Source organism: Alkalihalobacterium sp. TH-98, from assembly GCF_057473385.1.
Genome location: NZ_JBYCKM010000005.1, coordinates 116,973 through 131,951, shown reverse-complemented (window position 1 = coordinate 131,951; position 14,979 = coordinate 116,973). Strand labels below are relative to the sequence as shown.

Below are 14,979 nucleotides of genomic sequence, written 5' to 3'. Positions count from 1 at the left end.
ATGTCGAACTTATTTTCTTCAAACCAAATGAGAGGGAAAGTTATACATCTTTCACCTCCACAAATTTTAGCATTAAGCTTTCTCGTTTTTATTGCAATTGGAACCATCTTATTAAAATTACCCATTGCATCTACCACCTACATCTCGTGGTTAGATGCCTTATTCACAGCAACGTCTGCAATTACCGTTACAGGATTGGTCGTCGTGGATACAGGAACTGATTACACGGTTTTCGGTCAGGTTGTCATCATGGGCCTCATTCAACTCGGTGGTCTTGGGCTTATGACTTTTGCTGTGCTTATAATAATGATGCTCGGAAAAAAGGTTGGATTACAACAGCGGATCTTAATTCAAGAAGCTTTTAACCAAACGTCCATTGGGGGATTAGTTCGTTTAATTAAAATCTTAGTCATATTTACACTAATTATAGAAATTATTGCTTTTGCTATACTCTCGATCCGATGGGTACCCGAGTATGGGTGGCAAGAGGGGATGTACCAAAGTCTATTCCATACGATTTCCGCTTTTAATAACGCTGGGTTTTCATTATGGTCCGATAGTCTTTCAGGTTATGTTGGTGATCCTGTTGTTAACCTGGTAATTACAGCTTTATTCATTACAGGTGGGATTGGATTTACCGTACTAGCTGATCTGTGGTATAAAAAGAATTTTCGGCGATTATCGTTACATTCAAAGCTTATGATTGTTGGAACATTTGCTACGAACATCATTGCGATGCTTGTCATTTTTGCTTTAGAATATGCAAACCCAGCCACTTTAGGGAGCTTGCCACTTTCAGATAAGTTATGGGGAGCTTATTTCCAAGCTGTGACCCCTCGAACAGCAGGATTTAACACACTTGAAATCGGCGATATGACAACCGCCTCAATCTTGCTCATATTGTTACTGATGTTTATCGGAGCAGGAAGCGCATCAACAGCGAGCGGTATCAAATTAACAACGTTTTTAGTCATGATATTAGCAACTATTACTTTTTTAAGAGGAAGAAGCGAAACCGTTGTGTTCGACCGAACCATTAAACAACAAACAAAAATCCGAGCACTTGCGATTATCGTTATCAGTATTTTGTTTATCTTCCTGACGTTGTTCATCTTAACCATTACTGAAAACGCATCATTCCTGATGATCGTCTTCGAAGTATTTTCAGCCTTCGGAACGGTCGGACTTTCGATGGGACTTACTGGTGAATTATCACCGGTTGGGAAGCAAGTCATCATCCTGTTGATGTTCATCGGACGAATAGGACCACTTACACTAGCATTTACACTAGCAAGACCGAAAAAGTCGAATATCCGATACCCAGACGAAGAAGTCTTCACAGGCTAAATTAAAATCGGTAGCAGGTACCTTTAGCGCAGCAGCGCATTAAAGGTACCTGCTACCGATTTATTCATTATTTATTGACTTTATATGCTTTAATATTTCTTATTCTAGTGATGTATGACTTATTTGATTTTTTGATAGGTTGCTTTATTACAGATGATATATAGTTCTGCTTCAGCGGGTATCGGTTCTCCCAATTTTGTTAGTATATTAAAATCATTTCGATCCGATATGAGGTTTGCGCCCGCTTTCTTTAAGTCTTCGAAAGCATCATTATAAGTTTTCCACTCTTGGTGTTTATTGATTTTCCACAGATCAACACCGCTTTTTCGGCTCAATAATTTCATCACAAGCTTGCCTGATCCTCTATGTACAGCTGATTTTGCCATTAAATCTGATAGTGCCTCGTCAGCGAGTATAAACTCATCTACATTAGCATGTTCAAACGTTGGAATATGCTTCTCCTTCAGTATTTCAACTAATGTATAGATTTCTTTGTTCTTTTCCTTCGCATAACTTTCAATTGAGGAGACAATGATTAATGACTTTCCATCCGCAGCAATCGAGTCCATTACATTATCTTTCGTGAAAATTAATACCGCCTTGGCATTCAGTACATTTGCTTTCTCCAACACCTCCTTGTCAGTAGGGTCGCCTTGGATATAAAATAATGTTTCCTCATCCATAGGAGATTTCGGCATAAGGTCAATTAAAACAATTTTTGAATGATCATCAATAGCAAGTATTTCTTTCATCGTATGCTTTGCTTTATTAGACCACCCAATAATGACATAATGTCCTGACCCTTTATACTTCAATTTACCTTCCTCCTTTAATTTACGATAAATCCCAAAGCCTTCAACAATTTTTCCGATAACGATACCAATTAAACCAATACCAAAAAAATATAAAAAAAGCCCAAAAACCTTACCTACAGTTGTTTCAGGAACGAAATCTCCATAACCAGTAGTCGTTACCGTTGTCATTACATACCAAAACCCAATAAAGGGAGTGGAGAAGACTTCAGGCTCAATCCAATGAATGATGTAAGAACTACCTATTAAAAAAATAATCGTAATGATAATTAAAGTAAGCTTGCGAATTCTTACAACCACTTTCATTAGTTCAAATATCATCAACATTCTTCTTATACCATCCTTTCACCAGAAATTATTACCAATTAAAAAAACAAATAACCTAAACAACCAACAAAAAAACCACCCACGCTTCAAAAAGAAGGTGAGCGGTTCGTACAATAAGCTTTCCAATTTAATGCAATTAACCAGTTTAAGCCATTTCATAAACACTCACGAACGTTGCCATGTAACGGACAAATCCATGGAGTGCTATGATTTCTGCAATTTCTTCTTTAGTCGTTCCTTGTTCTTGAAGGGAACGAAGCGACTCACGATCGACATTTGCCGGGTTAACAGCTAACGTTTTTGCCAGTTTTGCCAATAGGATTTGCTTATCACTCATCCGAGCCGGGTAGTTTTCTTCTAATAGTTCATCAAATTGTTGGCGGTTCCAGCCATAGCGCTTTAGTATCATCAAATGTGCCACGAGCAGCTCTTGAATCCCGAGAGTGTGAGCGACAACCGAAGCACAAATTCGCTTATCTTCATGGGTTGCTGCACCGGACTTGAACGTTTCTCCAGCTAATGCCCAAAGTCTCGGTAAAAGTCCAGCGTCTGCCACAGCATAATACGTCATTGGTATCGTGCCATAATATTCCTTCACTTCTTTCAGCATCCGCTTCGTTTTATCATCATAATGGTCCATGTCTTCACACCCTTAATGTTTTTAGAATATTAAGAATTATAATACCACATCTTCACCTTTTGGGTATAGAAGATTTTAACTATTTACAGATAATTCACAGAATTGACTTTTTATGAACCTGAGCCGACTAGATATAAAATAACACTCCTTACTATTCTTAAAGATTTATTCACAACGATTCCGACAACGCTAAAAATGAACCTTAAACTAAACAAGATTTAAATAGTAATTAACGGTATTTAGAATTCTTCACATGATTTGTAAATTAATTGGTAATTATATATGTAATGAGTGAGCTACGAATGAGAAATGATAAAGCGAGGATCATCATGAAAAAGAACCAGGTTATACTAATGCTCTTTACACTAATTCTTGCAACAGCAGGATCCTTAAAACATCTACCCAGACACTATAAAGAGGTAGGGTTCATCAGTTTTTTTAATGCTTTTTATTACTACATCTGTAAGAGGTATCTTTTATGGGAATTCCGACCAAGAGGAATAGATTGGCGTATCATTCGAGCCGTTCATACATTTGTTACTACACCTTTGGTTGTTTTATCAAGTTTAGCTAAATTCCCTAAAACCTCGACGGATCAATTTGTTCATGTGTTAAAGTGGACTTTTATATCTACCTATTTAGAGCATGTGGTCGCTCAACAAAAATTAATTCGATTTAAACATGGATGGAATATTTATTGGTCAGGCTTAATTTATTTAAAAATGTATATATACAGTTATTTGCATACCAAAAATGCACCCTTAACATGGATCTTGTCGATAGGGACAGCGATCTTTTATGTACTGAGATTTAAAATTCCTTTAACAAAACGACTACTCAAAGGTCCAATCTTTCTAGTCTCAAAAAAAGATCCGCCATTCAATATAACAAACATTAGTTTTATTAATTCCTTGTATTCTAAAATTTTTAATTAGACGCTATCCTCGCATGATTACTTTTATGAGTTGTCGTTAACCAAGTAGAAACCTATTTCTTTCTCCTTTATCATGAGAAAGTTCACGAGCAACAAGTTTATGATAATAATACACAACGACTGTCAGCACGGACAGTCGTTTTCTTTTTCTTATATCGTGGTCAGGTCAATTACTTTATGATATTTGGCAAGCCAGTTAAAATTTATACTATTTTCATAGTGGTAAATCATTGATTTCTCTAATTCAGAGTACTATCATAAAGGTGCAACTAATTTTATCCAAGTATAATGAATTAGAGATAATTCTGAAAAATGAATATGTAATGGGTTACATATTGGAGGTTATCATGGAGGAACAATTGAAATCTTATGATGTTGTTGTAGTAGGTGGAGGTCTAGCGGGTCTAGCTACGGCTGCATTTTTATCCTTTAACGGAAAAAAAGTAGCACTATTAGAACGTGGAAAGCTTGGAGGGAGAGCAGTCACTCTTCCCATTAAAGGGTTTAATTTTAACTTTGGTGCACACGCCATTTATGGAAGAGACACTTCGATTCTTAAAAATTTTGAAAACGAACTTAAACTTAATATTGAATGGAAAGATTTTAATCCATATAAAGCTAGATACGACTCAGGTGAAGAACTAAGTCATGTGCCTTCTAATGTCCGCGGTCTTTTTAAAACGAAAATCCTTTCATCTCCTGGTAAAATTGTCTTTGCTTGGGAAGTCTTTAAGACGATGTTGAGTATCGACTCGGGTGTACCACACCAATCGATCGGAAAGTGGTTAGAAAAGCAGAACATCGGTGAAGACGTCAAAAAGATGATGTTAACACTCGCATCATCCAATTTCTTTACAAGTGAACCTGAACAAATACCTTCAGAGGTGTTTTTCCAATACTATAAAAGGATCTTTACTACAAATAAACCGGTTGCGTATATCGGCGGCGGGTGGCAGGCGTTAATTAATGAGTTCGTTCGCGTCATTAAAGAGAACGATGGGGAAATATATGAAAAAGCAAAAGTTCAACAAGTTGAAACGACCAAAAATAAAGTGACGAAGCTTATGTTTGGTGAAGAGCAGTTTGAAGCCGATGAGTTTGTCTTTGCAATTCCACCGAAAGAATTACTGAAAGTTTTTAAAGATACTGAGATTGAAGATTGGGTCAGTCATTATGCGAAATATAAATCTTCAAACGTATTCGTTTATGATATTGGGCTTTCGAAACGAGTAGAAAGTCCATTCACGTATATTTACGATCGAAAAAATCAAATGTTTATTACAGATATATCGTATTACGATGAAACATGTATACCGGAAGACGGACAACTCCTACAAGCAGTTGCTTACCTAAAAGATGAAGACATCGGCAATACCGAAGCTTTAGAAAAATACAAGCAACAAATCGAAGCGTTGTATGATAAACATTTTTCCGGATGGCGGGAAAATTTAGCTGTTCCACGTATTTCAAAGAATGCAGTTGTCCAAGAAATTAAATGGAATATGAACCAACAAGCGATGCCGATTTACTTCCCAGATTATCGCAATACCTTCTTTGCTGGAGACTGGTGCCAAGGACAAGGCCAGTTATCTGAATTATCATTCTCAAGTGCTTATGATGTATGTAAATTAATATTAAATAAATAGGTCTAGGTTAGAAAGCATTCATCATTGAGTGCTTTCTTTTTTTTATTTCTTATCCTAACCACAAAATTATTATAAAAAATAGTTTTAATTCATAGTTGACAACTATGTTTAGTTTGAATAATATAATAATTAACAAATAAAATACGAGAAGCTGATTGGAAACACCAAAGGCTAATACTTTCAAATTATTGAAGTATTAGCCTTTTTTTTATCTTTAATCCATACTAAACTAATAGGTTTTATTGATTTAATATTAGATAGGGGAACAGGCAGCTACTACTGGAGGCGTGAACATGACTTTTGAAATTGCATTCGTTATTTTTGTTGTACTTGGAATGTTGGTGTGTCTGATCCGAGAAGTGGCACGGCCAGACTTTATCGTCGCATGCGCCTTAGCTGTATTATTATTAAGCGGGATTTTATCACCTGCCGATGCATTAAAAGGTTTTTCCAATGAAGGGATGTTAACCGTCGCCCTATTATTCATTGTCGCTGGTGCGATTAAGCAAAGTGGGGTATTAAATAACATTGTTACAAAATCATTAGGTTCTGGAAAAAGTGAACGAAAATCATTGCTGCAAATGATGGTACCGATCTCAAGTTTATCTGCGTTTCTAAACAATACACCGATTGTTGTCATGTTTACGCCAGTCATCCGAAAATGGTGTAAAGAACGAAACATTTCACCTTCTAAATTTCTCATGCCGCTATCTTATGCAACGATTTTTGGGGGAACGTTGACACTCATCGGAACTTCGACGAATTTAGTTATTCATGGTTTTATGCTTGAAAAAGGGTTTGCTGGTTTTTCGATGTTTCAATTAGCGATAGTCAGCTTGCCAGCAGGACTGCTTGGTATTTTATTTATGGCCACCATTGGCTATAAACTGTTGCCGGATCGAAAATCTTCAGAAGATACGTTTGGAGAGGATGCGAAAAAGTATTTGTCAGAAGCGACCGTCGAAACAAATTCACCACTTATTGGAAAGTCAATTGAACAAGCTGGTTTACGTAATTTAAGCGGCTTATATTTAATTGAATTGATCCGGAATGGAGAACGAACAACATCTGTTCCTTCGTATAAAAAATTATTGGCTGGAGATCGGTTAATTTTCACCGGAGTTTTAACAACGATTGTCGATATTCAAAACATTAAAGGGCTAAACGTTGAAACGGGAACGGATCTAAAATTAGAAGATTTACAAAACGGCAGTGCATCTTTAGTTGAAGCTGTCGTTTCCCACCGATCTTCTCTTGTTCATAAGACAATTAAAGAAAGCAAGTTTCGCAGTTTTTATGGGGCAGGGGTAGTGGCTGTCCATCGAAATGACGAACGGATTAATGACAAAGTCGGGGATATTAAGTTAAAAGCTGGAGATACTCTCTTACTTTTATCGAATAAAGACTTCGAGCCGAGGTGGTCTAATTCTAAAGATTTTTACTTGTTATCATCGCTTGAAGAACCCGAAATCGTTGACTCTAAAAAATCGATTATTGCCCTTACTACTTTGTTAACTATGATTTTACTTGCGTCTTTTAATATTTTACCAATGTTTAAAGCTGCGGTATTAGCAGTCATTGTTTTATTTTTAACTAAAACCATTACAATAAGCGGCGCTAAAAAATATATACAATTCGATGTCCTATTATTGATTGCGTGTGCCATTGGTATTGGTACCGCACTTGATCAAACAGGGGCTGCAGCTTGGATTGCTGACCACTTTATTCAACTCACAAAAGGGGCAGGTATCATAGGCGCGATTGCAGTTGTTTACTTATTAACAACGGTCTTTACCGAGGTGATTACAAATAATGCAGCAGCCGTACTGATGGTACCAATCTCTCTTGCGATTGCCACTCAACTAGCGGTGGATCCAATGGCATTCTTTGTAACCATTGCAATTGCAGCGTCGGCAAGCTTTGCAACACCGATCGGTTATCAGGCGAACTTAATCGTCTATGGCCCAGGCGGCTATCGCTTTTCTGACTTTTTAAAAATCGGGATACCACTTAACATTCTATACATGATTGTTACAGTTATTATTGTGTATGTCGTATGGATTATTTAATACAAGATAGAAAGAAAACTAGTCTTAAAATAAAGAGGTGGATAATGAAAATATCAAGTAAAGGTGAGTACTCACTACGAGCATTAATTGCATTAGGAGAAAATGCGGGAAAGGTGATGACCGTTTCTGAGATCAGTACGATTACACAAGTCCCGCCACCTTATTTAGAAAAAATATTAATGCAACTCAAGCAGTTAAGCTATATTACAAGTCGCCGTGGCTTCGGCGGGGGCTATCGACTAAGAATAAACCCTAGTGAAATATGTATCGGTGAAGTGATCCGAAAACTGGAAGGGCCTATAGCACCCATGAGTTGTGTCAGTGTAACATCCTATGAACCTTGTGAACTAGAAGGAAATTGTAGACTCCAACCATTATGGGGGCTCGTTCGGGATACGGTTGCTCACATATTAGAGAATATTACTTTAGATGACATCCTAAAAAATAAAGTGATTGAAAAAGAACAACTTCTTAATGGATTATGGGGTAATCGAAGGGATGTTCGAATAGATACTGAATAGATGTACTTAACTAAATAAGAATTTTTTTCTCAACTGAAGAAGAGAGGTAGTTAACAACTCTTTCTTCTGATTTCTAAACTATTTTGATTTTTATACTATCAACGAACCTATACTTAAGCTAAAATAAAGTTATAAAGTGCCACTCATGGGATTTATTGAAAATACTAATTATTAAGATTATGACGAGAGGTATAGCAACCACTCCAAGTAGATATAGGTGATGACATGTCTTATTTCTTTACAATAATAATACCAAGTTTATTATTTTGGTGGCTCTTCTTTTTAGTTCTCGCAAGAATTATGAGCAAAAGTACAACAAACAGTTGGAAGAAAGATTTAAAGCTTTCATTTATTCAAGCTGGACTTCTAATCGCACTACTACCTCTATTTTCTTATTTTATAGATTTTATTAAGTAAAAGTAAAAGATTAGTGTCATACTCCAAACTTTTCAACCTGCAAGAAAAGATTGTTGTAATATTCTAACTCTAGATATAATATTACAACATATCGTAAATCTGTTTTTAGCCAACAACTACATATTGTATCCAGGAAGTATAGGTGTCGAATACGGCTTAATAGGGAATCTGGTGTAAGTCCAGAACTGTCCCCGCAACTGTAAGTGTGGATGAAATGAGATAACCACTGTATAAGTAACGCATTAGCTGCTTGTATGGGAAGGCTCAAAGTAAAATGAAGCACAAGTCAGGAGACCTGCCTTTACTTTCAAAAGTTTCAATTTCTTCGGGGAGTAAGAAGATGAGACGGTACAGGCAATCTATATCTTCTTTTCATCATAGGTTTAGTACCGTTAAATTTGTCATTACTCTTCCGATATCGGGAGAGTTTTTTTTATTGTCCTAAACATAGAGTGTGCGGTTTAACTTATCAGTGATTCAACTTTCAAAACAAAAAGGAGCAATGACATGAAACATCAAATACAATTGGTTTCTGACCTTCAGTCAATTAACAGATATATGAGCGATTATCCCTTCCATCCGGCATTAAATCGTTTTCGAGAGGCAACAGAACAACAAGATGCGTTACTAGCCACTCTTGAAAGAGGGAGTCGAATTTGTATTGCAACAGATGAGGACTGGATAGTTGGCTACACGTTAATACTTGATCCAGAAGAAAACGAACGTTGGAGTGCCTTATCGTACATTAAAGTACTTGGAGCAATTGAAGTAGCACCTACCTATCGAAGTGAAGGGATTGCTAAGAAATTACTTCACGGCATTTGCAACGAACCACAATTAGAGCAATTTATTATTTTATCCATCGAATATGCTTGGCATTGGGATCTTCAAATGGTAGATGGAGACCTTCAATTATATAAAGCTTTACTAAAACGCTTATTGCAATCACAAAGGTTCAATGAAACGGTAACCGACGATCCAGATATCACACAGTACAAACATAATTTTATGATGTCAAGATTTGGGGAAGGGGTATCTAGTGATCAAATCAATCAGTTTATGAGACTGGCTAATATATACTCCATATATTAAAAAACACCCGACCTTGGGGTGTTTTTCTTTCACCATATCCTTACACAACTTACTTTTTCTCCAATTCTTCCTCGAAGAAAAAAGTGGCTGGCTGTTCTTTGACGGTGTATGAATATCTTTTCATGTTCTTGACATATTGGGATTTAGAGACGGTTACTGTTTCATCCGTTGCTTTAATTATCACTTGTTCACCGCTAGTAAACAGATTTTTCTTCATCAAATCACCCTCTCTAGATGGATACTTTTATTATAGCTCAATTTTCATAGGAATAATAGGGGAGAAGCAGTATTAACTTTGTCAAGGGAATTCTTCGTAAACTTTGTTGCCTTTATTTGTAATAAACATCACACTACTGAAAAGGGATGCTGCTCACAAAGAAATAGAAAAGAGCCTAAAAAAGAAACAGTTACTTTTATTAAACAATAGTATTGACATATGCTAAAATAAATTAAGCAATTTTCTTAATTTACTGTTAATTATTTTTTATTTACTACTTACTAAGGAGGTATTCATATGGGAGAACAGTTTTTTAGGCATTATCTTGCAACTCTATCTTATCGGGCAACTGTAGCAATCAAAGATGCACCTTCACATTTCCCTGAGTTTAACGCAGGAAAGGGAGTCCGCACACCAGTCGAGATTTTATCCCATACGTCAGACGTACTAACACTAGCTTATTCCTGGTTTCAAGACATCGAGAAAAAGAAAAATGTCGGCAGCTGGGAAGAAGAAGCGGAGCGTTTTTACCAGTTGTTGGAAAAGTTGGACCGAGTATTTACTGAACACAAACCGATGAAAGCAACGAATGAACAGCTTCTACAAGGACCTTTAGCAGATGCAATGACTCATGTTGGCCAGTTGATCATGCTAAGGAGACTTGCCGATTCACCAACAGAACGCGAAAACTATATTAAAGCAACCATTCAATCTGGAAGCCTCAGACCAAAATCCACTGATATGAACGAATGATAAATCGGCTCTTCAACCCAATTGGTTCTTCAACGCAATGGGCGATGTGGAGCCGGCTGTTACTCTGGCTAACTAGTAAAGGGATGCTGCTATTTTTATTATCTCATCTTTACTTAAAATATAACTATAAATTTGATACAAAACGTGGTCGTCCATCTAGTACAGAAAGTTTTCACCCGTATCATCTACATGTCCAATGTACCCAATTCTGTCCTTGATTTCAATTTTTACCCAACTATTGTTTCAGGCTGTTCATCTAAACCACCTAAAGAAGCATTCTATAACAATATACACACAACTGGAAAATACCGGATATACATCAATAGAACTAATGGAATGATGTGGAAAAAGGGGTTTTAGACAGTAAAGCGTGATCAGGGGATGTTCATATGAGATAAGGGATTGTACGAGTCATATATCTCACTTTACTCTTAAAAAAAGTGGACTAGAGCTCATCGTTTCCCAAGGCACTCCTTTCCTCACGTAGTTCCATCATCCTTCGATTAAAGCAGGTGATTGGTAGGCCTTTTTATAAACGGTACCAATTTTAAAGAGGCTGATACGACTTCCCGTAACACAATAAATGAGCCACGATATACAAGATAAAGAAAATCGGGAGTGAATAAATATGTTCCCATGTGAGTGGGTTATAAAGGTCGATCCAGATAAAGAAAGGTTCTGCGGCATAAGCGGAAATGAGTGCAAAAAGGAACCCTTTAATATAACGGCTGACATGAGGCTTTATTTGCAAAACGACCATTGTCATAACAGGGATTAAAGACAAATCCCAAGGTATGAATGCAGGGATAAAAGGGATGACCTCATAATGATATTCCCAAAGACCTAATTGGATTCCCAATGAATCTAACCAAGACGCGATGAACATCATAAAAAAGCCAGCCGACAATAAACGCAACGTACTGTCTTTTTTTCTATAGATAACCCAGACAATCCACGGAATGATTGTAAGTCCCAGACCTAACCACCACTGCCAAGTAAATAAAACATACTCAGTCCATAATTGAATATGCTCGTTGTTGATTTCATGAAGTTGTTTAAATAATTGGGATATTTTCTTAATACCGTTAGTTTTCATAATGGATAGGTTACCTCAATTTAACAAAAATCATGTAACTGTAAATTTATTTGATTATATTTCCTTTTGATTTAATACTGCACCCGTGCATGCTTCAAAGAACTAAAAGACTTTTTCACAATATTAATCGTAGGAGGAATTCCATTGAAGATTGATCAGAACTTTATTATTCAATCGTTTGAGCACGCGGTTCATAGTTACCGTGAAGCGACTCACCAAGTAGGTCTATGGGAATCAGAGAAATATGTATTTACAAAGTACTTTAGAAAGGAAGATAAAATTTTAGATATTGGCTGCGGGACAGGCCGAACTACATTTGGATTGTACGAGCTGGGTTATAAACATTTAGTTGGCTTAGATTTATCACCACATATGACCGATGAGGCATTACGTATCCGAGATCAGTTCGGCATGAACATTGACTTTATTCAAGGAGATGCGACGAAATTAAGTTACGATGACAACTCTTTTGATCACGCTTTGTTCTCTTTTAATGGATTTATGCAAATTCCGAAAAAAGAAAATCGCATCCAAGCCTTAAAGGAAATTAATCGCGTTTTAAAAACCGATGGACACTTTATTTTTACAACCCATGACAGAAATGGCGATAATGATTTTCAAGAATTTTGGATTGAAGAAAAACGACGCTGGAAAGAAGGCAAACAAGATCAAAGACTATATGAATTTGGTGACCGCCTTATAACAACGAGCGAGAAAGAACGTGACATCTATATCCATATTCCAGACAAAGAGGAAGTCATTACCACCTTGCAATCAGCTACATTTACAATCGTGGAGCAATTTTACAGAAGCGATTTATTTGATGAGCCAGAACCGGTTAAACACTTTTCAACTGATTGTATGGTTTGGGTCGCAAAAAAGACAGAGTAGAAAAAAACTTCTAGATGAGGCAGGCGTATTATGAGGTAACAATTCTACTCTAGAACCTATTGAAATCTTTCCCATTATAAAAGTAAAGTACCTTACAAATGCCTATTCAAAAAATAGTCTATAGTGTGAAAAGCGATTAGATATCTAATCGCTTTTTTATTTCAATTAATAAACTATCCTAAACAACAATAATACAAAAGTCATACAGGCATTTATTATAGGATAAGAAGCAGGATTAACAACTTACATATTCTGTAAGTTTACAGGGTATACTAGATTTGCTCGACGCCTGAAATTACATAACGAGGTAGTGTACTTATGAAAAAAACCGAAGCAATTATGTGGAGTATCGCTCTTCCAGGCTTTGCTCAAATGTTAAGCAAAAACTATTTGAAAGGAGTTTTATTTATTTTCTTGGAATTCCTTATAAATGTACAAGCGAATTTCAACGAAATCATTATGTTAAGCTTTCTCGGTGAAACGCAAGCAGCTATTGAACGAGCAGATTTCCAATGGCTTTTATTTTATCCGTGTCTTTATTTCTTTGCGATGTGGGACGCCTATAAAGATGCAGGAGGGGGGAAAGGGGACTATTCATTTTTACCACTCGTCTTCGCCGCATTTTTTGTCACCGTTGGAACGATGTATTCACCGAAAGTCATGATCTTCGGTGTATTACCAGGACCAGTATGGCTGCCTATTCTCTCAGTCATTCCTGGTTTATTGACAGGATATATCATCCGAAGAACAATTCTAACTATACAGGCTGCCTAAATTACATCTTTTCTTTATATACACCGCACCCTTAAAACCTCAAAACAAATGGGAGGAAAGCACTTATGAACATACTACTACAACAACAGCGTAATACTCCCCATTTGTTTTCTCCATCTACACGAAACGACCTAATCCCATGAAATATATTCCAATTACAAGATTTTTATGGATTTAAAAGGAAAAATCATTCATACTATAGAAATGGTAGTATAGTATTCTATTTTATACATTTCTTGTAAAAGAGGTGTAAATATGGCATATCAATTTGCATTACTCTTAGCGTTAATATTAATAGGATGTTTTTCCTGGATGGTGTATATAATCGATCAGAGTCAATCTAATAGACTATTAAAATATGTTCCGACGATTGTTTCAGCTCTAGGTATCGCATTCTTCTTCATCAAATTACAGTACATTTCAAAAGGCTTTGAAGGAATTAATGATATGATCATCATTTTTCTGGCCATTACATGCTGTACTTCCTTAATCGTTGCCTTGGTACTAGAACTAATCAACAAAAGAGGAAGAAATGAATTTCAATAAAATCTGCCTCTTACTGATTGGAATGGGAAGGGACGACTAAAAAAACTGGAGGGGTTTCAATGAGTGTAAACAAAACAGAACCAAATTATTATGACGGAAGAGATGTTTCAAAACTAAAAATTCAATTGAATGAGAACCAAAACATTTCTAAACCGCAAACAGGTACGCTTCTAAAGTTTCCTGTATTTCCTAATTTAAATATGAAAAACTAAATCGTAAGACAAAAAAAGGGTGACCCATACTCAGTGAATCACCCTTTTTAAAGCCATTAATTATGATTTTAATATATCATGATCCACGTAACGTTCGCCATTTAATTCACTAACAATATTAATAGCTACAGAAGCACCATGACCTGCTGTAATAATCGTGTGAACACTTACACCAGCTATCGTTCCAGCAGCCCAGATCCCGTCTACGTTTGTTCTGCCGTTAGCATCGACTTCGACAATCGTTTTAATTCTCGGTTCTGTACCATCAACTAGCTTGACACCAATTTTACCAGCTAAGTCTGTTAATGCCCCAGTTGCTAACAATACATGCTTCGCTTGAAATTGGCCATTTTCTTCTGTTGCAATAGTAAAAACTTCGCCATCTTTAGCAATCGTGATAACCGTATCCTTCACAATTTCAGCACCTTGTTTAATCGCTTGATTTTTCCCTAATTCAAGAAGATCAGGTCCTTCAATCCCGTTTACACCATAGTGGTTCTCAACCCAGGCACGGTTTGTCATACTTTTATCATTTTCAAAAACAACTGTTTTCTTTCCTGCCTTTGCTGTAAAAAGGGCAGCACTAGAACCCGCTGGACCTGCTCCAATAATCGCTACTTCATACATATTTATTCCCCCCTAGATTTATAGTTTTTATTAAATACTAGAGTTTTAGTTATAAAGT

Annotated in this window: 15 protein-coding genes and 1 riboswitch; of the genes, 10 read left to right on the top strand and 5 right to left on the bottom strand. The window is 36.4% G+C overall.

All coding sequences use genetic code 11. The annotated features are described in order from the left end of the window. The gene (locus AC2VNP_RS02150; protein WP_486915803.1) at positions 1–1,347 is read left to right on the top strand and encodes a TrkH family potassium uptake protein; all 1,347 of its coding nucleotides are present in this window, start codon (positions 1–3) and stop codon (positions 1,345–1,347) included. 119 nt (positions 1,348–1,466) lie between these two features. On the opposite strand, the gene AC2VNP_RS02145 is transcribed toward AC2VNP_RS02150, so the two are convergent. Further along, complete coding sequence (locus AC2VNP_RS02145; RefSeq protein ID WP_486915690.1) at positions 1,467–2,486, bottom strand: ion channel; 1,020 nt, start codon at positions 2,484–2,486, stop codon at positions 1,467–1,469. Between the two features lie 145 nt (positions 2,487–2,631). Beyond that, on the bottom strand, positions 2,632–3,126 hold the full coding sequence (locus tag AC2VNP_RS02140; RefSeq protein ID WP_486915688.1) for a hypothetical protein: 495 nt from the start codon (positions 3,124–3,126) through the stop codon (positions 2,632–2,634). A 1,281-nt stretch (positions 3,127–4,407) separates the two neighbouring features. On the opposite strand from AC2VNP_RS02140, the gene AC2VNP_RS02135 reads away from it, so the two are divergent. From AC2VNP_RS02135 to AC2VNP_RS02120, 4 genes are all read left to right on the top strand, one after another. Further along, a complete protein-coding gene (locus AC2VNP_RS02135; protein WP_486915687.1) occupies positions 4,408–5,706 on the top strand; it encodes an FAD-dependent oxidoreductase in 1,299 nt (432 codons plus the stop codon). A 293-nt stretch (positions 5,707–5,999) separates the two neighbouring features. Then, positions 6,000–7,775: an SLC13 family permease gene (locus AC2VNP_RS02130; RefSeq protein ID WP_486915685.1), complete on the top strand. Its 1,776-nt coding sequence runs from the start codon at positions 6,000–6,002 to the stop codon at positions 7,773–7,775. Between the two features lie 44 nt (positions 7,776–7,819). Next, a complete protein-coding gene (locus tag AC2VNP_RS02125; protein WP_486915683.1) occupies positions 7,820–8,296 on the top strand; it encodes an RrF2 family transcriptional regulator in 477 nt (158 codons plus the stop codon). A 540-nt stretch (positions 8,297–8,836) separates the two neighbouring features. Next, positions 8,837–9,030: riboswitch (cobalamin riboswitch) on the top strand. Between the two features lie 190 nt (positions 9,031–9,220). Continuing rightward, the gene (locus AC2VNP_RS02120; RefSeq protein ID WP_486915681.1) at positions 9,221–9,805 is read left to right on the top strand and encodes a hypothetical protein; all 585 of its coding nucleotides are present in this window, start codon (positions 9,221–9,223) and stop codon (positions 9,803–9,805) included. A gap of 49 nt (positions 9,806–9,854) precedes the next feature. On the opposite strand, the gene AC2VNP_RS02115 is transcribed toward AC2VNP_RS02120, so the two are convergent. Beyond that, on the bottom strand, positions 9,855–10,022 hold the full coding sequence (locus AC2VNP_RS02115) for a hypothetical protein (RefSeq protein ID WP_486915679.1): 168 nt from the start codon (positions 10,020–10,022) through the stop codon (positions 9,855–9,857). 297 nt (positions 10,023–10,319) lie between these two features. Between AC2VNP_RS02115 and AC2VNP_RS02110 the strand changes: the two genes are divergently transcribed. Then, positions 10,320–10,775 (top strand): hypothetical protein, encoded by a 456-nt coding sequence (locus AC2VNP_RS02110; protein WP_486915677.1) that lies wholly within the window; start codon positions 10,320–10,322, stop codon positions 10,773–10,775. Between the two features lie 547 nt (positions 10,776–11,322). Here AC2VNP_RS02110 and AC2VNP_RS02105 read toward each other — a convergent pair. Next, complete coding sequence (locus tag AC2VNP_RS02105) at positions 11,323–11,871, bottom strand: CBO0543 family protein (RefSeq protein WP_486915675.1); 549 nt, start codon at positions 11,869–11,871, stop codon at positions 11,323–11,325. 144 nt (positions 11,872–12,015) lie between these two features. On the opposite strand from AC2VNP_RS02105, the gene AC2VNP_RS02100 reads away from it, so the two are divergent. From AC2VNP_RS02100 to AC2VNP_RS02085, 4 genes are all read left to right on the top strand, one after another. After that, complete coding sequence (locus AC2VNP_RS02100; RefSeq protein ID WP_486915674.1) at positions 12,016–12,762, top strand: class I SAM-dependent methyltransferase; 747 nt, start codon at positions 12,016–12,018, stop codon at positions 12,760–12,762. 318 nt (positions 12,763–13,080) lie between these two features. After that, positions 13,081–13,536, top strand: a complete 456-nt coding sequence (locus AC2VNP_RS02095) for a hypothetical protein (RefSeq protein ID WP_486915672.1) — start codon at positions 13,081–13,083, stop codon at positions 13,534–13,536. Positions 13,537–13,791: 255 nt separating this feature from the next. Continuing rightward, positions 13,792–14,082, top strand: a complete 291-nt coding sequence (locus tag AC2VNP_RS02090) for a hypothetical protein (RefSeq protein ID WP_486915670.1) — start codon at positions 13,792–13,794, stop codon at positions 14,080–14,082. A gap of 59 nt (positions 14,083–14,141) precedes the next feature. Beyond that, complete coding sequence (locus AC2VNP_RS02085; protein ID WP_486915668.1) at positions 14,142–14,294, top strand: hypothetical protein; 153 nt, start codon at positions 14,142–14,144, stop codon at positions 14,292–14,294. Positions 14,295–14,354: 60 nt separating this feature from the next. Here AC2VNP_RS02085 and AC2VNP_RS02080 read toward each other — a convergent pair whose 3' ends face one another. Further along, a complete protein-coding gene (locus AC2VNP_RS02080; protein ID WP_486915666.1) occupies positions 14,355–14,921 on the bottom strand; it encodes an NAD(P)/FAD-dependent oxidoreductase in 567 nt (188 codons plus the stop codon). Between the last annotated feature and the right edge of the window lie 58 nt (positions 14,922–14,979).